Origin of the sequence: Frankia sp. QA3 (assembly GCF_000262465.1) — a bacterium.
GTDB lineage: Bacteria > Actinomycetota > Actinomycetes > Frankiales > Frankiaceae > Frankia.
This window is the reverse complement of sequence record NZ_CM001489.1, coordinates 6020336-6039424: the sequence shown is the minus strand read 5'-3', so window position 1 is coordinate 6039424 and position 19089 is coordinate 6020336. Positions and strand designations below refer to the sequence as shown.

General features: G+C 72.4%; 10 protein-coding genes and 1 riboswitch. Of the genes, 6 read left to right on the top strand and 4 right to left on the bottom strand.

Translation table 11 applies throughout. From position 1 onward, the window contains the following. The first annotated feature begins 951 nt into the window (after positions 1-951). From FRAQA3DRAFT_RS24765 to FRAQA3DRAFT_RS38305, 3 genes are all read left to right on the top strand, one after another. On the top strand, positions 952-2370 hold the full coding sequence (locus FRAQA3DRAFT_RS24765) for a family 2B encapsulin nanocompartment shell protein (protein WP_009741793.1): 1419 nt from the start codon (positions 952-954) through the stop codon (positions 2368-2370). A 119-nt stretch (positions 2371-2489) separates the two neighbouring features. After that, complete coding sequence (locus FRAQA3DRAFT_RS24760; RefSeq protein WP_009741792.1) at positions 2490-4766, top strand: family 2 encapsulin nanocompartment cargo protein terpene cyclase; 2277 nt, start codon at positions 2490-2492, stop codon at positions 4764-4766. 318 nt (positions 4767-5084) lie between these two features. Next, a complete protein-coding gene (locus FRAQA3DRAFT_RS38305; protein ID WP_009741791.1) occupies positions 5085-6977 on the top strand; it encodes a serine/threonine-protein kinase in 1893 nt (630 codons plus the stop codon). A gap of 49 nt (positions 6978-7026) precedes the next feature. Here FRAQA3DRAFT_RS38305 and FRAQA3DRAFT_RS24750 read toward each other — a convergent pair whose 3' ends face one another. Next, positions 7027-8919, bottom strand: coding sequence for an ABC transporter ATP-binding protein (locus FRAQA3DRAFT_RS24750; protein WP_009741790.1), 1893 nt, complete (start codon positions 8917-8919; stop codon positions 7027-7029). 784 nt (positions 8920-9703) lie between these two features. Between FRAQA3DRAFT_RS24750 and FRAQA3DRAFT_RS24745 the strand changes: the two genes are divergently transcribed. Further along, the gene (locus FRAQA3DRAFT_RS24745) at positions 9704-11074 is read left to right on the top strand and encodes a lipase (protein ID WP_009741789.1); all 1371 of its coding nucleotides are present in this window, start codon (positions 9704-9706) and stop codon (positions 11072-11074) included. A 52-nt stretch (positions 11075-11126) separates the two neighbouring features. On the opposite strand, the gene FRAQA3DRAFT_RS24740 is transcribed toward FRAQA3DRAFT_RS24745, so the two are convergent. Continuing rightward, positions 11127-12020: a hypothetical protein gene (locus FRAQA3DRAFT_RS24740; RefSeq protein WP_232291743.1), complete on the bottom strand. Its 894-nt coding sequence runs from the start codon at positions 12018-12020 to the stop codon at positions 11127-11129. A gap of 899 nt (positions 12021-12919) precedes the next feature. Between FRAQA3DRAFT_RS24740 and FRAQA3DRAFT_RS24735 the strand changes: the two genes are divergently transcribed. Both FRAQA3DRAFT_RS24735 and FRAQA3DRAFT_RS24730 read left to right on the top strand, forming a co-directional pair. Then, on the top strand, positions 12920-14572 hold the full coding sequence (locus tag FRAQA3DRAFT_RS24735) for a peptide deformylase (protein ID WP_009741787.1): 1653 nt from the start codon (positions 12920-12922) through the stop codon (positions 14570-14572). A gap of 533 nt (positions 14573-15105) precedes the next feature. Continuing rightward, positions 15106-15282: riboswitch (cyclic di-AMP (ydaO/yuaA leader) on the top strand. 2 nt (positions 15283-15284) lie between these two features. Then, on the top strand, positions 15285-15665 hold the full coding sequence (locus FRAQA3DRAFT_RS24730) for a transglycosylase family protein (RefSeq protein ID WP_009741786.1): 381 nt from the start codon (positions 15285-15287) through the stop codon (positions 15663-15665). A gap of 121 nt (positions 15666-15786) precedes the next feature. On the opposite strand, the gene FRAQA3DRAFT_RS24725 is transcribed toward FRAQA3DRAFT_RS24730, so the two are convergent. Then, the gene (locus FRAQA3DRAFT_RS24725) at positions 15787-17952 is read right to left on the bottom strand and encodes a hypothetical protein (RefSeq protein ID WP_009741785.1); all 2166 of its coding nucleotides are present in this window, start codon (positions 17950-17952) and stop codon (positions 15787-15789) included. 195 nt (positions 17953-18147) lie between these two features. Then, a partial coding sequence (rlmB, locus tag FRAQA3DRAFT_RS24720) for a 23S rRNA (guanosine(2251)-2'-O)-methyltransferase RlmB (protein ID WP_009741784.1) occupies positions 18148-19089 on the bottom strand: 942 nt, incomplete at its 5' end.

The following is a 19089-nucleotide window of genomic DNA, read 5'->3' as shown; positions in this document are numbered from 1 at the left end:
GCGACCGGCCGGAGCCATCCACGCACCCCGGGGGGCGCATTCCACGGCGTTCACCGGGAGGCCGGTCGACGCGGGGGCGGGCCGCGGGCCGCCCGGCGGGCCGGCGGCCGCCCGCGCATTCCGCGCCGGCCGCGGCATCCGGCCGGGCGAACGGATCTGTGGCCCCGGCGACGCCGGGCGGTCGCGGGGAACGGGTTCATTTCGGCCATGCCGGCCGTACCCGGACAAGCGATTCCGGGACGATCGCCCGATCGGATCTCCGGGGCGACGGTCATTCATTCCCAAGAATTCCCGGGGCCGGGCAGGCATTGACTGTCCGTGACTGCGGGCCCTGGGACCCGGACTAGAAGAGGCCCTCTCCCCGGGCCAGTCCCCGATTGGTTCCGCGAAGTGCTTGCCGCCCACGCCGTCGATGCGGGAGGCTGCCGATGCGCGGCGAGAGACGCGCCTGCCAGCACGAAAAAATGCATGTCGACGAACCGCGCGACACCACGGGGGTTACTGGTATATGGAACGTTCAACGGTGCGATCAGCTGGGCGGCGTGCGGCCGCACCCCGCCCGTACCCATTGTTCGAATCCTGACCGAGCGGGGCCGCCAGCCCCGTCCCGGACGCCGGTTCCACGGCCGGAAAAAGACCGTTGAAATCGCCGAGAAGCCGTCGTTCTTCCGTACCGATGAGGCGGTGGAGGCGCGGCCGCGGCGGCGAGAATCACCCTCCAGCCGGCAGCTGCCGCCAACACCTCGACCGGCCTGACAACCGCCGGCGCCTCGGGCGGCAGCCGACAGAGGACACCGGCGGGTTTGGCGTACGACCGCGCCGCCGTTCCACTCCAGCCCCAGGGTTTCACCGCAGAGCCCCAGGGTTTCACCGCAGAGCCCCAAGGTTTCACCGCAGAGCCCCAAGGTTTCACCCCAGCCCCTGGAAGACCAAAGATAGGTGGAGTCTGCCATGACCGAGCCCGTACAGACCGACCCCGGAGCGACCGGCGCGGCCGCCCCCGGCGAGGACTCCCGGCTGAGTCTGAGCACCGCGGCCGCGCGCAACCTCGCGACGACCACCAAGTCCGTCCCGCAGATGCAGGAGATCACCTCCCGGTGGCTGCTGCGGGTGCTGCCCTGGGTCCAGACCGCCGGCGGCGTCTACCGGGTCAACCGGCGGTTGACCTACGTGCTCGGCGACGGGCTCGTCACGTTCACGTCCGTCGGGTCCGAGGTGCGGGTGGTGCCCGGCGAGCTCGCCGAGCTACCCGCGCTGCGCGGCTTCGACGGCGGGGCACTCGCCGGCCTCGCCGACCGGTTCGTCCAGCGTGAGTACGCCGCGGGCGACGTGCTCGCCGAGACGGGCGCGCCCGCCGACGAGGTTTTCCTCATCGCCCACGGCAAGATCGGGAAGTTCGGGCCCGGCGAGTACGGCCACGAGCGGTCGCTCGGGGTGCTCGGCGACGGCGAGTACTTCGGCGACGAGATCCTCGCCGAGTCGGGGCTGTCCTGGGAGTACACCGTCCGGGCGCTGACCGCCACCACCGTGCTGGTGCTCTCCCGCCAGCAGCTCGCCGAGGTCACCGGGCAGGACGCCGAGCTCAGCGGGCATCTGGAGGACTACCGCACCCGGCCTCAGCCACCGCGCAACCGGCTCGGCGAGGCGGAGATCGCGATCGCGGCCGGGCACGTCGGCGAGCCGGACCTGCCGGGCACATTCGTCGACTACGAGCTGGCCCCGCGGGAGTACGAGCTGTCCGTCGCCCAGACGGTGCTGCGCATCCACAGCCGGGTCGCCGACCTGTACAACGAGCCGATCAACCAGCTCGAGCAGCAGCTGCGGCTCACCGTCGAGGCATTGCGCGAGCGCCAGGAGCACGAGCTGGTCAACAGCCCCGACTTCGGCCTGCTGCACAACGCCGACCTGCGCCAGCGCATTCACACCCGTTCGGGTCCGCCGACCCCGGACGACCTCGACGAGCTGCTGAGCCGGCGGCGCAGCACGCATTTCCTGCTCGCCCACCCGCGGGCCATCGCGGCGTTCGGCCGGGAATGCACGGCGCGGGGCATCTACCCGGCGACCGTTCTGTTCCACGACGAGCACGTGCCGGCGTGGCGCGGCGTGCCGCTGCTGCCGGTGAGCAAGATTCCGATCAGCGCCACCGGGACGACGTCCATTCTCGCACTGCGCACCGGCGAGGAGCACCAGGGCGTGATCGGCCTGCACCACACCGGGCTCGCCGACGAATACGAGCCCGGTCTTTCCGTCCGATTCATGGGCATCAACGAGAAGGCGATCATCTCCTACCTCGTGACGACCTACTTCTCCGCGGCCGTCCTCGTGCCGGACGCGCTCGGGATCCTGGAGAGCGTCGAGATCGGGCGCTGAACCCACCGACCGGTGCGCCGCCGCGGGAAGCACGCCGCGGCGGCGCACCGGTTCCGGTGACGCCTTCCGGGCCGCACCGGTCCGGCCCCGCGGCAGACAAGGGTTTTCCCGGAGAAATCATGCAGCCTTTCACCCTCCCCGAATTCTACGTGCCCTATCCGGCGCGGCTCAGTCCCCATCTGGAGCAGGCCCGGGAACACAGCAAGGCGTGGGCCCGGGAGATGGAGATGATCGACACTCCCCAGCACGGCATCGCGATCTGGACCGAGCGCGACCTCGACGCCCACGACTACGCCCTGCTGTGTGCCTACACCCACCCCGACGCCACCGCCGATCGCCTGAACCTGATCACCGACTGGTACGTCTGGGTCTTCTACTTCGACGACCACTTCCTCGAGCTCTACAAGCGGACGCACGACATCGCCGGCGCGCAGGCCTACCTCGACCGGCTCCCCGCCTTCATGCCGGTGGAGGGCGAGATCACCGAGGAGCCGTCGAACCCGGTCGAGCGGGGCCTGGCCGACCTGTGGACGCGGACCGTGCCGGCCAGATCCACCGACTGGCGGGCCCGCTTCGCCGTCAGCACCCGCAACCTGCTCGACGAGTCCCTCTGGGAGCTCGCCAACATCAACGCCGCCCGGCTGGCCAACCCGATCGAGTACATCGAGATGCGCCGCAAGGTCGGCGGCGCCCCCTGGTCGGCGAACCTCGTCGAGCATGCCGCCGACGCCGAGGTCCCCGCCCGCGTCGCCGCCACCCGCCCGTTGCAGGTGCTGCGCGACACCTTCTCCGACGCGGTGCACCTGCGCAACGACCTGTTCTCCTACGAGCGGGAGGTCGCCGAGGAGGGCGAGCTCAGCAACGGGGTGCTGGTCGTGGAGCGGTTCCTCGACATCGACACGCAGGCCGCCGCCGAGACCGTCAACGACCTGCTGACCTCCCGGCTGCACCAGTTCGAGCACACCGCCGCCACGGAGCTGCCGGCCGTCCTCGACGAGCACGGCATCGACCCGGCGGGCCGGCTGGCCGCGCTGGCGTACGTCAAGGGTCTGCAGGACTGGCAGTCCGGCGGGCACGAGTGGCACCTGCGCTCCAGCCGCTACATGAACCGGGAGGCGGCGCCCGACGCGGTCCCGCCCGACCTCGGGCTCCCCGCCGGGCTCGGGGGGACGGGCAGCCTCGTCCCCGCCGCCGGCCTGCCGGGCATCCCCGGGATCCCCAGCCTCGGCACCTCGGCCATCCGGGTCATACCGTCGCTGCTCGCCACCGCACCGCAGCGGATCCGGTCGTTCTCCAACGTGCCGTTCCGGGTCGTCGGTCCGACCCGCCTGCCGGAGTTCTACCTGCCCTACGCCACCGGACAGAGCCCCCACCTGGACTCCTCGCGCCGCAAGATCATCCGCTGGGCACACTCGATGGGCATGCTGGACCGGGTCCCGGGCATCTGGGACGAGCACAAGCTGCGGGCGTTCGACTTCGCCCTGTGCTCGGCGGGCATCCACCCCGATGCGACCGCCGACGAGCTCGACCTCACGACGGGCTGGCTGACCTGGGGGACCTATGGGGACGACTACTACCCGGTGATCTTCGGCGCGTCCCGGAACCTGGCCGCGGCGAAGCTGTGCAACGAGCGGCTGCGTTCCTTCATGCCGGTCGACGGCCCGCTGACCGAGCTGCCGGCCAACGCCCTGGAGCGGGGCCTCGCCGACCTGTGGCAGCGCACCGCCCAGGGGATGGAGCCGCCCGCGCAGGCCACGTTCCGCCGGGCGATCGAGGTAATGATCGACAGCTGGCTGTGGGAGCTGGACAACCAGGCCCACAACCGCATCCCCGACCCCATCGACTACCTGGAGATGCGCCGCGCGACGTTCGGCTCGAACCTGACGATGAGCCTGAGCCGGCTGGCCCGCGGGAACGGCGTGCCGGCGGAGGTCTTCCGGACCCGCCCGCTGCGGGCCCTGGAGAACGCCGCCGCGGACTTCGCCTGCCTGCTCAACGACGTCTTCTCCTACCAGAAGGAGATCCAGTTCGAAGGTGACATCCACAACGCGGTGCTGGTCGTCGAGAACTTCCTCGACTGCGACCGCGGCCGCGCCGTCGAGGTGGTCAACGCGCTCATGACCGCCCGGATACGGCAGTTCGAGCACGTCGTGGACAGCGAGCTGCCCGACCTGTTCGACCGCCTCGACCTCGACGGCGGCGCCCGCGCGGCGATTCTCTCCTACGCCCGGGAGCTGGAGAACTGGTTGGCCGGCGTCCTGCGATGGCACCAAGGGACGCACCGATACGAGGAGGCCGAATTGCGCTACCACCCCTCCGCCGACCGGCGGCCCTTCGGTAGCCCGACCGGGCTAGGAACCTCCGCCGCCGACGTTCGCCGGCTGGCCTCCCGCTAGCCCATCAGCCGCCACACCCGACCGAACGTGCAGGTGAGCGCGGGGTCAACGCGTCTGTGTCGGGGGGTCGGTTTTGGTTGGCCTGCTCGCCCGATCGGACCCCTCGGGGGTACCAGCCCGGCCAGGCGTACTTCACAGACGGTGGCCGCCTGGTACGTATTTCGACCCAATCGTCCGGGTACAACAGATTCGGTCGGGTAGCGGCGTGGGCCGCGACCGGGCGTGCCGGCGTTCGTGGTGTCGCCGCACCCCCGGTGCCCGGCACGGCGGCGCCTGGGCGCGGCCTCGGCGCGACGCAGCATCCGAGGGGGACGTGGCGTGTCCTGGAAGGCTTTGCGGGCGGGCGATCCGCCCGAAGTGGGTCCGTACCGGCTGATGGGTCGGCTCGGCAGCGGTGGCATGGGCATCGTGTACCTCGGCGTGGACGACGCGGGCACCCGCGCCGCGGTCAAGGTCATGCGGGAGGAGCACACCGCCGACGCGGCGTTCCGCAACCGCTTCGACCGGGAGGCCGCGGCGGTGGCGGCGATCGACAGCCCCCGGGTGGCCCGGCTGCTGGCCGCGGACGTGGACGGCGACCAGCCGTGGATCGCCACCGAGTACGTGGCGGGTCCCACCCTGTACTCGTCGGTCGTCACCGGCGGTCCGCTGTCCGGCGAGGCGCTGTGGGAGGTGGCCCGCGGCCTCGCGGAGGCGCTGTGCGCCATCCATGACGCCGACGTCGTGCACCGCGACCTCAAACCGGGCAACGTGATGCTGGCCGCGGACGGCCCGAAGGTGATCGACTTCGGGATCGTCGCCGGCCTGCCCGGCATGATGACCGCCTCGGGAGTGGTGATGGGCAGCATCGGCTACCTCGCGCCCGAGCTGCTGACCACCACGCGCCGCCCGCGGCCCGCGGCCGACGTCTTCTCCTGGGGCCTGACGGTGTGCTTCGCCGCGAGCGGGCGCCCGCCGTTCGGCGGCGGCCCGCTGGACGCGCTGCTGTACCGCACGGTCCACGGCGAGGCGGACCTCAGCGGCCTGCCCGGCCCGTTGCGCGGCGTGGTCGCCGCGAGCCTGCGCAAGAAGCCGGAACGCCGGCCGGACGCCCACCGGATCCTCAGCCAGATCGCCGCCGCCGCGGGCGAGGTCGCGGCCGACGGCGCGGACGCCAGCGTCGCCCTGCCGGGCGGCCGCCTGCCCGTCACCCGCCTGCGCGCGGCCGGCGGCGAGCCGACCCCGACACTCCCCCGCGAGCGGCGCGGTGCCCGCCGGACGCGGCCGCGGCGCGGCGTGCTGGTCCCCGGTGCGGGGGCGACCGCGGTCGCCGCAGCGGTGACCGCCGCGATCCTCCTCGCCTCCGCACCGGTGGAGCCGCCCACCGCCGTCACGGCGGGCGGCTCCACCGAGGGCGACGCGACCAACTCCCGTCCCGCCGTGACCTCCCCGGCCGGCGACGGGAAGTCCGTCGTCGCCGCCGGCCCCACCGTTCCCCCGACCGCGGGCGACCCGGCCGGGGCGGCCCGGACCGGGGCCCAGGTCGTGCCCGGCACCGCGGTGCAGCCGCTGCCTGGCGGCGACCAGACAACCGCAACGGCACCGGCCGGCTCGGCGGCGGCTCACTCGGCGCCGCCGGCCGGCCCCAAGGCGCCGACTCGTTCTACGGCGCAGGTCTCCTCGACGGCGCAGGTCTCCTCGACGACGCAGGTCTCCTCGACGACGACCGCTGCGGGCCCGGCGGTGTCGACGGCCGCAGGAGGTGGGGCGGCCCCCGCGGCGTCGACGGCCTCGGCGGGGGGCGCAGGCCCTGCCCCCTCGATGCCGGGAGGGGCGGGCGCGGGGTCGCCGTCGGCGGTGGCCGTCCGCGAGGTCGGTTTCCAGACACCGATCCAGCGATCCGAGCCGGGCACCGCGCCCGCGAACGGTTCCGGGCCGGCCACGACGCCCCCGGGTACAGCCCCCGGCATCACCGCGCCCGCCTACCGGAGCGCCCAGGCCTTCACGGCCCGGCCGGCCACCGCTAGGTCGGCGGGCACCTGCCTGCCGGGCGGGCCCTGGGGGCCGCTGCAGTTCGCGGCCGGATGCGGCAGCTGGTCGACGCCCGCTCTCCCGACGGTCCTGACCGCCGCGGCGGTTCCGCAGCCGTGGTCGACGGTGCTCGCCGAGGGCATCCCCCGACTGATCGCCGCCGCCGTCAGCTCCGATGTGCCGTGGGACGCGATCGATTGATCCGGCCCCCGGGCAGACGTCAGATCCGGCTGGTCGGCGCCGGCTGGCCTCAGTCGACGGAGAGCATGCCGCCGCTCTGCCGCTGCCAGAGCGCGTGGTAGCGGCCACGCTGGTCGAGCAGCTCGCGATGCGAGCCCTGTTCCACGATGCCGCCGCCGGCCAGGACGATGATGCGGTCCATGTTCAGCAGCGTCGACAGCCGGTGCGCCACGGCGATCACCGTCTTGCCGCGCCAGAGCTCCTCCAGCGCGTTCTGGACGAGCACCTCGCTCTCGCTGTCCAGGGCGCTCGTCGCCTCGTCGAGAACCAGCATGGGTTTGTCGTCGAGGAATGCTCGGGCGATCGCGATCCGCTGCCGCTGCCCGGTTGACAGCTTGATGCCGCGCTCGCCGACGAGGGTGTCGTAGCCTTCCGGCGCCTGGGTGATGAAACCGTGCGCGTGGGCCCGCCGCGCCGCCGACTCGACCTGTTCCTGCGTCGCGGCGACGGCCGTCCCGTAGGTGATGTTGTCCCGGATGGACCGGTGGAACAGGGTGGTGTCCTGCGGGACATAGGAGATTCCTGCGGCGAGCTGATAATTCGACGTCGGACGGCCATCCACGCGAACGATGTCCACCGGCAGCGGATAGTAGCCGAGCAGCAGCTTGACGAGCGTCGTCTTACCGCTCCCGCTGCGGCCCACGATGCCGATCTTTTCGCCGGGTTCGATCGTCAGGTCGATGTCGGCGAGCACCGGCCTGCCGTCGTTTTCGGGATAGGCGAACGACAGCCCGCGGAACTCCAACCGCCCCGGCGCCCGCGGCGCGGCCGCAGAGGCCGGCCCAGGCAGGGCGACCGGCTGATCCACGATGATGGCCCGGTCGGCGAAAAGGTAGCGGTAGGCCTCCTCGACCCGCGCCAGGCGAAGATTCAGCTGCGCGATCTCCCAGACCGTTCCCCAGATGAAATCGGAGAACATCACCAGCACCGACAGGAACGTCGTGAACTGCGCCAGACTCAGCTGTCCCGTCAGGTACAGATGCAGGTTGAGCAGGATCGAGACCGGCCAGACCAGATAGCGTACGACGAGGGACATCGAGGCCCAGAACACGACGGTCCAGAAGTACGAGCGGCGGGCGGCCTCGATGACGGTGCGGCGGCGTCGGATGACCTGCTCGTACTCGGTCTCCTCCTGTCGGAACGACTTCACGCTGACGAAGTTCGCGATGACGTCGATCACATAGCCGTCCATCTCGGAGACCTCGTCCGCGAGCCGCTTCTCCGCCCGGGACGTGCGGCGCACGGTATGCCGGCCGACCGCCATCATCAGCAGCACGGCCACCAGGAAAGTGAGTCCCGAGTAGAGGTTGACGGAGAACATGATGATGATGATCGACGGCACCCTGATCATCTGCTCCACGTAGGTGAAGCAGGTGGTTTCCAGGATATCTCGGAACTCGCGGCCCAACGTCGCGATGTAACTGCTGATCTTCCCGGTGAACTTGCCGACGAAGTATGGATAGCGTTCGTTTATGACGCTGCGGAAGAGGATGTTCTCGTACTCGTAGCCCCGATCGTTCAGTAGCCGGAGATACAACAGCTCGCCGGCTCGCCAGGTCAGGTCGTGGAGGATGTTGCAGCCGATGATGATCGCCGCATACCGGTACACCCCGTCGGTGGACTCCGCCGCGCCGGCGAGGGCCTGCACAAATCTCCCGATGAAGACGGGCAGGACCGCGAGCACCGTGTTGGACACGACGAAGCAGGCGACCACGAGCAGCATGGAACCCTTGAAGGTGCCGACGAAACTCAGGTAGGAACGCAGCCCGGCGTGCCGGCCCGGATCGCCGGGGTCGGCGCCCACGATATCGCCGGTTGAGGATTCGAGGGATCGTATCCGTTGCCAGGGAATATCGTCGCCCGCAGCGTCCACCCGGGAATCATGGCAGGCGACGGGCGGCATCCGCATCCCATTTTTCGGGCGCGACCCGGCCGTGGCCGCGAAACGCCCCCAACCAGGCCGGACGGCTCGGGTCGACTCGAGCCGGTGAAACATCCGGGACCAGAGCGGGGCCGGTCGGGGCGGGCGGCCCGGGAGACCACCCGCCTTGCCGATGTCACCGTCCCGCGCCGGCCGGGGCGACGATCCCGACGCTCAGCCTCGCCCCCGTGAGCGGTTTCGGACGTGAGCGGTTTCGGACGTGAGCGGTTTCGGAGAGGCCATGCGGCGCCAGGGACGGTTCCAGCAGCCGCGCGGGCGCCCCAGCGAGGCGCGTGCCGTCCGGAGCCAGCCGGGCAGCCCAGGCGGCGGGGGTCTGCCCCGTCCGGATGCCCTCGCTCTTCCAGGTCAGGTAGCGGTCGGCGCGGACGGCGAACGGGCTGGGATCGATGCTGCCCCCGGACAGAGCATTCAGCGCGACCGATGTCCGCCGGGAAGCCGGCGATCTGGCCGTCCTGTGAACAACACGTTCCGTGTGGGCCGGATGTGAGGAACATCGGGATCGGCGGTCCGATCCGGCACCCCTCCAGTCAGCGGGCAGCGGAAATTCTCTCCAGCGCCCCAACATGCACCGCACCCCACCGCGCATGGTTGGCGACGAAGACCGGGAACGATAGATTTTGCTGTTCGATCGGGCGATTCAGCCCCGCCTCGGCGGGTTCACGCCCCTCTGTAGCGTAATGAGCGGAGAATTACCGGTGGCCGGCCGGCCGCGGCCGCCGAACATCCGGAGGGAAAGGGGCGTCGCATGCCTCGCCGACGCTGGTTCGGCCTAGCGGCCGCGGTGGTTCTCGCCACGGCGACGGGCGCGTGTTCCACCAGCGCGGGCTCCGCCTCCGCGCAGGCCCGCTCGGCGGCGCTCGCCCGGGAGGTGGCGGGACCCATGGCCCCGCCGGACACCACACGCCTGCCGCTGCTGTTCGTTCACGGCAACCTCGGTTCGGGTGACCTGTTCGAGTCGCAGGCGCAGCGGTTCGCCAGCAACGGATATCCGGCCGACCGGATCGCCGCCTTCGACTACGACGCGTCGTCCTCGGCCAATCCCCCGGAGAAGGTCTTTCCGCAGCTCGACGCCAAGATCCAGGGCCTGCTCAAGGCGACCGGTACGAAGAAGGTCGATCTGGTGGGCCAGGCGGAGGGCGCCGAACTCACCGAGCGGTATCTGGCAAGCTCCGCCGCGCGGGCCGACCGGGTCGCGCATCTGGTCAGCGTGGAGGGCTCCCTGGCGACCAAACCCCCCAGGGGAGTACCGATGCTCGCCGTCTGGGGCATCGGGGATCCGACTCGCCGGGTGCCCGGCGCGGGCAACGTGCGGTTCCTCGACCAGGAGCGCGCCCGGCTGCTGACCTCGACCGGCACCTTCCGGGAGATGTTCCGCTTCCTCACCGGGACCGAGCCGTTCACCACCGACATCACCGCGGAGAAAGGCCAGATCGAGATCTCCGGCCGCGCGCTGCTCTATCCCGCGAACGCCGGGGCCGCCAAGGACCGCCTGGAGGTCTACCAACTCGATCCGAAGACGGGTAAGCGCCTCCCCAAGGGCCTCAAGGGTCTTTTCGCCCTGCCCGCCGACGGCTCCTGGGGTCCGTTCCGGGCGGACGGCACCGCCGCCTACGAGTTCGCCGTCGTCCGGTCCGGGGAGCCCGTTCACCATTTCTACTACCAGCCCTTTCGCCGCAGCGATCGACTCGTCCGCCTCCTGACCAGCCGGCCGGGCCAGGAGATCGGCGGCGGTATGCAGACCGGTCCACGACAGACCGATCTCGTCGTCAACCGCGCCCTGGAATGGTGGGGCGATCAGGGTCGGGCCAGCGACATCCTCACCGTCGACGGGACCAATGTCCTGAGCCCGGCGGTCGCCCCGCGGTCCAAGCTGGCCCTGGGCGTGTACCTGTTCGATCGCGATGCCGACGGTATCTCCGACGTCATGGCCCCGATCCCCGCGTATTTCGGGATCGGCTTCATCACCGGCACGGATCTGCACATCCCGGCGGGTGACCGCTCGGTCGAGGTCGCGGTGACCCCACGGGGGCAGGCGGCGCACCGCGGCGTGCTGCGGGTGCCCGCCTGGCCGTCGGATACCCATCGCGTCACGCTGCACTTCCGCGACGACGGTTGAGGGGCTGGCCGCGGCGGGCACGGCCGGCGGTGGCTCTGCGGCCCGCTTCGGGCTACGCCAGGGCTCGCCGAATGCCGTCGACGGCGGCCGCGCGCCCCGCCCGGAATGCCTCCCGCTCGCCTGCCGTCATCCACCGCGCCTCCACCAGCCCCGCCGGCTCGACGCCGAGCGCGGCCTCCACGACGGTCGGCGGTCGGGTCGGCGCCGGATCCCCGCCGGGCACCCGGCCGTACACCAGCACCACGTCGACATCGCCGTAGGCGGCGGTGAAGACCAGCCCGGCCGGCAGCCGGCCGACGGCCCGGAACACCTCCACCGGATCGGACCCCGCGCGTAGGGCGACCGCCCAGTGGTCCATCCCCCACGGCGTCACGGTGACCCGCCGGCCATCCTCCCGGTCCGCCGCCGTCTGCGCGGCGCTCGCGTCCTGCGCTCCGGCCGCCGTGGTCCCCGCCTGACTTTCCGGGCGCGCCGCCGCAGATCCAGGGGGTCCGGCCGGATCGGCGGCGGCGGGACGGTGACCCTGCTTGGGCAGGGCAGGGTCACCTGTCCACGGCCGCCGGTCGGCGGGGACGGCCGGCTCGCCCGGGCAGGCGCCGGTCGGTGACTGCCCGGGAGCGGTGGGGGGCGACGGGCGCGACGGCTGCTCCGGCGGGACAGATGATCCCGTCGGAGCAGGCGATCCCGGCACCGGCCGGGGTAGTGGCCTGGCCGAGGATGGTGATGGCCTGGTCGGAGGGGGCATCGCCTCGACGGCGGACTGCCGCTCGTGGACGAAGAAGCGCACCGGCGCCACCTCGTACTCCGGCCAGCCCTGCTCGGCCGCGAAGGCGTCCGCCGCCGACGCGGAGGCGAAGGTGATCACCACGTCGGCGACCTGCCGATTGCCTCCGGGCGCGAACCGGACAACGCCGTAGACGACCGCGGGCTGGTCATGGTCTCTCATCGGCTCCGTCACGATCGGCACCGCCCTTCCGCGCCCACGCCGCCTGCCCTGGGGTCGACCGCCCCGCCTGCCCCGCGTACCTCCTCCCTGCAGCCCTCGGCTCCCCTGCGGTTCCCGCCCGCACCCGTGGGCCGCCCGGACCCCGCCGCAGCCCGGCCCCCGGCCACGCCCTCGCGCCGGCCATCGCCAACGCCCGACCCGCCGGGCCGGTGACCGCCACCCACGCTGGTGGCGGTCACCAGGGTCGGTGACCGTCGGTCCGCCCCTCCCATCCGGGCCGGCGGTGACCGACAGGGCCGCCGTGTGCGCCGGCCCCGCCCGGCGGAGGTCGCGGCTCGACGCGGGGCGGGGCCGGCCTGCATCCAGGGTGGCCCGGCCCGGGGGGGCCGGGAAACGTCAGTCAGGCATGCTCTTCTCGTATCGCCTCTGCTGGTCCGGCCCGGACCACGGCCGCCCCCGCGCCGATGCGCGTCCCCTGCACCGGTGGCGGATGGACAGCCTCTCCGCCTCCCCCGAACGGGGCAGGGGAGGGTGACCCGGCCGGGTGGGTCGGGGGCCGGGCCGCCGGTTGGCTACCAGATCCGCCCCAGTGCCGCCACGCCATCTGGCGCGAGCGGATGTCGGATCCGCGACAACCTCGCGGTAGCGGCAATCGCCGGCAAACTATGCCGGTTTGGCATAGCGTCGTCATCCTGACGTGTCGGGCTTTCCGCCGTATCAGCCGGACGAACCTCAGCCACGCACCCGGCGCGGTCGCTGCACCAGTCGGCCCCACCGCCCGCCGACGGCGAGGCCGTCGGCGGGCGGTGGACGCGGGCGATCGACCGGCCCGACGCGGCGGCGGGACACGGGTTGGCACGGCGATCGACGCAGGTCGGAGCCCGACGGAAGGCCGGTCGATGTCCTACGAATCCGGTCCCTACCGGGTCTCCCGCACGCTGCTCGCCCGGCCCGACTTCCGGACCGCCTGCGAGACCCGGGACTTTCGGATGGCCTTCCGGCTGATGAAGAAGTACGACGGCGCGAGCCAGAACCGCATCGCGTCCCCGGTCGAGGGCCTCAGCCAGAGCCGGGTCAGCCGGATCATGCAGGGCGAGGACCACATTGCCAGGCTCTCCCTGATCGAGCGCATCGCCGACGCGCTGCGCATCCCGGGCGCCTACTTCCAGCTCGCCGCGCGCCCGTGGGAGGCGGCCGACGAGGCGGATGACGCCGCCCTGCGCTCATCGGGTGCCCAGCCGACCGGTCCCGGCGGCCGACCGTCCCCGCCACCGGCGGGCTCGGCGTCCCCGATCACGGCATCCGAGTCGGTTGGGGCATCCCGGGCGACCCGTGGCGTCCCCGACCCGGGCGGGCTCGTCGTCGAGGAGGACCGCGCCGAGCTCCGCTACGAGGACGGCATGTACGTCGCCCACCAGCGCCGGCGCGTGCTCAACACCGGCGTCGAACCGGTGACCCGCTACCTGATGCGGATCTCCGTCGACCGCTTTCCCGGGGATCAGGAACGCTCCGCCCGGCTTTACCGTAGCAACCCGCTGCGCTGGGAGGAGCTGCAGCTGAGCGCGCGTTGCGGCGACGAGCAGATGGCCTGGCAGATCAAGACCGACTGGGACGCGCTGAAGGAGGTCTGGCTCCTTTTCGAGAACAATCGCGGACGATTCCCCCTCTACCCGGGCGAATCAGCCTGGATCGAGTACAGCTACCGGGTCGGCGAGGAGAAGTGGGGCCCGTGGTTCCAGCGGGCCGTCCGGGTTCCCACCAGCTTCCTGTCCGTCGTGCTGGACTTCCCCGCCGAGGTTGATCCCGTGGTCTGGGGCATGGAGACCTCGATGACCGCGGACGCCTTCCCGTTCCGCACGGCGATCGCGCGCGCGGATGCCGCCGAGAGGCGTGTATTCACCTGGTCCACCAGCAAGCCGCCGCTGCACGCCCGGTATCGCCTGGAATGGAACTTCCGGGCGGGGGCGCCGAGCCGGGATCCGGCCGACCGGACCGTTCCCCGACCCAGCGAGCAGATGGCCGCGACGGGCATCGTCCAGGTGGGCGATCCCATGCTCCACCAGCCGGCCCGGTCGTTCGAGCTGCCCACCGAGGCCGAGGATGCCCGCCGCGTCGTCGCCGAGCTGTCCTCGGCCATGGAGCGAGTGTCCGCATTGCACACGTTCGGGAAGGGAATGGGCATCGCCGCGCCCCAGATCGGGATCAACCGGGCGGCGGCCATCGTGCGGTCCGCGGACGGCGACATCCTCACCCTGCTCAATCCGCGCGTCATCGAGTCCTCCCCCGAGACCGACGAGCAGTACGAGGGGTGCCTGAGCTTCTTCGACGTCCGCGGGATCGTCCCGCGGCCCCTGGAGCTGCACGTGGAGCACACCGACATCTCCGGCCGCCGGCACATCACGGTGTACCGCCAAGGCCTGGCCCGCCTGGTCGCGCACGAGATCGACCACCTACATGGCCATCTCTACACCGACCGGATGCGCCCCGGGGTCGCGCCCATCCCCGTCGAGCAGTACCGCGGCACCGGTTCGGCCTGGACCTACAACCCCTGATCCACCACCCCACCGGCCGCGCCACCCCGCCAGCGGCCGCAAGCACCGCCGCCCCGCCAACCCGCCACGCCAACCCGCCACGCCGCAAGCAGGGCCGCCCCGGCCGGCCGCCGGTCACCGACACCCCGCAGGCCGCCGACCGGACACATCCACCTATGCAGGATCCTTCACGGCGTGCCGTATAGTTCGGAAAGGCGAGAAAGAGGGCGTTCCCCGCGAGGCAGCGGAAAAATTTTTCCCGGCTTCGTTAGCAGCCCCGTCGACGCGGGTACGGAACGCGCCCCGCCACGCGCGGGAGAGAACCGGCCACGGACCGCAAAGGATTTACGGTGAGCGTGGCGGGCCAACTGCAAAACAGGTGTTCCCCGACGCTTCGACGACCGTTAGAATCGGGCGCGCACGCAGGCGCGAAACCGCAATTGAAAGATCAAAAAAAGAGCTTAGAACGTACTGTGCTCATCTTCACGTACCCTTGATTTCCCGGGGTCACGCTCAGCTATGTTCGTCGCCATGCCGTCAACTGATGGCAGACGTCGGGTGGCACGCCGAACCCTGCCCCCACCCGACGAGAATCAAACCTGTGGCAGGGACGGGGGAACCAATTTCCGGGCGCCGAGGTCGGGCGCCCTAGGGGTGAAGCCGCGAACTGCGGCCGGGCATTCCCAGCCCGAACCCGACAGCTCACCTCGCAGGCGTGGGGAAGGGCAACTTAATGTCCAACGCTCGTTCGCTCGGTCGGGGCCTCAACCGGATCAAGCTCGGCACCCGGGCCGCTGTCATCGCCACCACTCTCGCCGCCTCGGTCGGCGGCGGCCTCGCGCTGTCCCAGCCGGCCAGCGCGGCCCCCAACGCCGACCACTTCCTGCGCGCCGTGATCCCCTGCGAGTCCGGGGGGAACCCGCGCGCGGTCAACTCCATCGGAGCCGGCGGCCTGTTCCAGTTCCTGCCCAGTACCTGGCACGGTCTGGGCGCCAAGGGTCTGCCGCAGAACGCCAGCGTCGCGGAGCAGTGGCAGCGTGCGCGGCAGCTGTACGCGCAGGCGGGTACCAGCCCCTGGTACGCGTCGAAGCCCTGCTGGGGTCACCGGATCTGAGGCCCCGACACACCGCGCCGACATCCGCACTCGGCCGGCTCTGATCCGCACATGATCAATCGGATCGTGCTCGACAGATCGTGAGCCGCAGCCGGCGCGAGGCGACGCGACCCAGCGCGGGTCAGGAGCCCCGTCCCCCGTCCGGGGGGCGGGGCTCCGTCGCGTCCACGGGCCGGCCGCCGGTCAGCACCCCCGGCTGCACCCACGGCCCGGACGGCGCCCCCGCGGGCGGCCAGCGCAGCTCCATGCAGAGCTGCCCGTCGTCGACGTCGACGATCATGTCGATGGCCCGGCCCGACGGTGCCGGCGGCAACTGACCCGCCGGCCATGAACAGGACAGGAACAGGCTGGCGGTGCGGGGCTCGGCGGTCACGGTGAGCAGCACCCGGCGGCTCGGCATCTCCCGCAGCGCGTGGTGCAGCTGCTCGACGAACTCGCCGCGCACCGACGCGGGCAACTGGTCGAGGCCGCCCTGGATCTGACTGGACACGACCGTGCCGTGCCGTTCGGCGGCGTCGATGGCCTCCCCGATCGCGCTGTGCACGGCGTCGTCGTCGAACAGCAGCCGCCGCACGGCGACCGCGCGGCGAGCACACTCCGTGCGTACGACCTCGGCTCGCGGATCGAGCCGCCCCGCCGCCATGGCCGCCAGCAGCGGCGCCACGTCCCCCTCGACGGCCCGCAGCAGGCCCCGGCGACGCTCGCGAGCCCGGGCCCGGCTCTCGGCGCGCCGGCCCAGCTCCCGCTCGCAATGGCCGGCCCAGGCGCGGACATCGGCCGTGCTCCATAGCAGCGGCCCCACCATGACCAGGCAGATCTGCATGATCCACAGGTAGTAGAGCCACAGGAGAAGATGGGACAGCGCAAGCGGGTCCCGCGGATTGCACAGCAGGCTCACCGCGATCATGGCGGCGGCGACGGCTACCGCCGCGAGCACCCATCGCCACAGCGGGCGGGACACCGTCACCAGCATCAGCAGCGGTGGCACGCTGGCCATCGGCCACGGCATCATCCGCACCTCGCCGGCACCGGCGGCGTTCCACGCGCCCCCCACCGGGATCGCCATGCAGAGCAGCACCACGGCGGCCGCCTGCGGCCACGTCAACGGCCCGGCGCGGAAGCGCCGCCGGGCGACGGCGACCGCGGCGAGCGGCGCCAGCAGCAACGCAAGCGCGAGCGGGATCGAACGGACGTGCGGCAGGGCGCGGCCGGCGGGCAGGACCAGCAGGATCAGCCAGAACGCGGCGAACCGGCTGGTCACTTGACGTAACTGCGTGGTGTAGAGGGTGCGCAGCGAGCCGGCCGCGGGCGCCACCGTCGCCCAGGCGTCCCGACGTCCCGCCCCGCCGGGCGGGTGGACGGCCGGCGCGGACCCGATCACCCGTTCACCCGCCGCGCCCTCGACGAGCGTCGGCCCACCGGCCACCAGGATCTCGGCGCCCGCCGGCCGGTGTCCCGAACCGGCGCCGCGCGGTGGCTCGTGCTCGCCGAGCAGCTCCCCCAGGGCCGTCGCGCCGTCGGCGCAGCGACGGCGAGTGAGATGTCCGTCGCCACCACCACCCCAGGCGATGCCGGTGAGGGTGTTGAGCACCGCGTTGTGGATCGTCAGTTCACGTTCCCGCTGCGCCCGCAGCAGGGTGAGCACGTCGTCCTCGCCGGCGCGCCGCTCCGCCACCTCGGACAGCCGTGCCTCCACCCCGCCCGCGAGCGCGCGCACCTGGGGCAGGACGTACCGGACGAGCAGCCCCGCGCAGATGATGGTGGCCAGCGGCGCCGGGGACGGCGGCCCGGCAGCGGATGCCCCCGCGCAGAAGGCGCCGACCGTCAGCGCCATCACGGCCAGGAACAGACCGGTGGGGAAGGCCCAGGCGGCCACCGCCGTCGCGTGCGTCGCCGCGAGCAACACGAACGAGGCCGAATCCCCGACCGACTCCGGCGGCAGCCACAGCCGTGCCCCCGAGGCCAGGACCAGGGCCACGACCACGTTGCCGCCCGCCAGCGCCCGCCCGATGCCGCCGCGCAGCGCGACCAGGGCGAAGGTCAGCGACCAGGCGGCGGCCAGCGCCGCGATCAGCAGGCCGAACGGATGACGCGTATACCAGTCGTGCCACAGCAGCACGAAACCGACGAGGACGAGCACCGCGTACAACCGCAAGGCCGCGAAGACCGCCTCCAGCACCAGCCGCAGCGCGACGGTGGGCAGCAGGGTCAGCCGTGGGCACGGTTCGGGCATGAGGAAACGCGGCAGCGCGAACAGCCGCGCCGACGGTTTCCCCCTGCCCCGCACCGTCGTCCGTTCCCCCGAGATGGCCCGACGCCCCAGTAGGGCATGAGGCTACAAGGACGCCTGGACGGTCCGCGCGCTCCGCCGCGTAAGACTCGGCTGCGTCACCGGCCCGGGACCACCGGCCCGAGACCACCCACAGTCACGGCGGCATGGGTGTCGCCGCGTCCCGGCGGGCGCAGCCGTGGCGGGGACCGGTCAGGCGCGCCGGCGACGACGGGCGATCTCGGCCAGCGCGACGCCGGCGGCCACCCCGGCGTTGAGGGACTCGACGTCCCCGGCCATCGGGATGCGCACCGTCACGTCGCAGCGCTCCTCGACCAGCCGGGACAGCCCCCGCCCCTCGGACCCGATCACCAGGACGACCGGGTCGGTGGCCATCTCGAGCTCATCGATGGTCGGGCCGGCGTCCGCGGCCAGCCCGACGACGAACAGGCCCGACTCGGCGTAGGAGACGAGGGTCCTGGCAAGGTTCGTGGCCCGGGCGACCGGTAGCCGGGCGGCGGCACCCGCCGACGTCTTCCAGGCGGCGGCGGTCATCCCGGCGGCGCGCCGCTCGGGTACCACGACGCCATGGGCGCCGAAGGCCGCCGCGGACCGCACCACGGCACCGAGGTTGCGGGGATCGGTGACGCCGTCGAGGGCGACGAGCAGGCCGGGAGCCGCGGCGCGCGCGCGGGCGATCAGGTCGTCGGGATGCGCGTAGCGGAACGGCGGAACCGACAGGGCGAGCCCCTGATGCGGCGCCGTGCCGCACATGCGGTCGAGATCCGGGCGCGCGACGTCGACTACCGCGATCCCGGCCCGGGCGGCGAGCCGGCGCGCGTCGACGAGCCGCTCGTCGAAGTCCAGGCCGCCGGCCACGTAGAGGGTCGACGCCGGCACCCCGGCGCGCAGGGCCTCGACCACCGCGTTGCGGCCGACGACCAGCTCGTCGGCCTCGGCCCGCCGCGAGCGCGGGCCCCCCTGCCCTGCCTGGCCCGCCTGGGCGGCGTCGGCGGCGCCCCGCCCCCGCTCCCCGGTCTGCGCGGCTCGGGCCGCGGCGGCCGCCCGGCGCTGGGCGGGATGGCCGGGACGCAGGTAGGCGGGCGGGGTCGCCCCGCGGCCCTCCAGGGCCTTGCGGCCCTGGCCGCCGCTGCC

Coding starts and splice junctions, on each gene's coding strand:
- FRAQA3DRAFT_RS24760 (WP_009741792.1), top strand. CDS start 2,490: ATGCAGCCTTTCACCCTCCCCGAATTCTACGTGCCCTATCCGGCGCGG.
- FRAQA3DRAFT_RS24750 (WP_009741790.1), bottom strand. CDS start 8,919: ATGCCGCCCGTCGCCTGCCATGATTCCCGGGTGGACGCTGCGGGCGAC.
- FRAQA3DRAFT_RS24735 (WP_009741787.1), top strand. CDS start 12,920: ATGTCCTACGAATCCGGTCCCTACCGGGTCTCCCGCACGCTGCTCGCC.
- FRAQA3DRAFT_RS24765 (WP_009741793.1), top strand. CDS start 952: ATGACCGAGCCCGTACAGACCGACCCCGGAGCGACCGGCGCGGCCGCC.
- FRAQA3DRAFT_RS24740 (WP_232291743.1), bottom strand. CDS start 12,020: ATGAGAGACCATGACCAGCCCGCGGTCGTCTACGGCGTTGTCCGGTTC.
- FRAQA3DRAFT_RS24730 (WP_009741786.1), top strand. CDS start 15,285: ATGTCCAACGCTCGTTCGCTCGGTCGGGGCCTCAACCGGATCAAGCTC.
- FRAQA3DRAFT_RS24745 (WP_009741789.1), top strand. CDS start 9,704: ATGCCTCGCCGACGCTGGTTCGGCCTAGCGGCCGCGGTGGTTCTCGCC.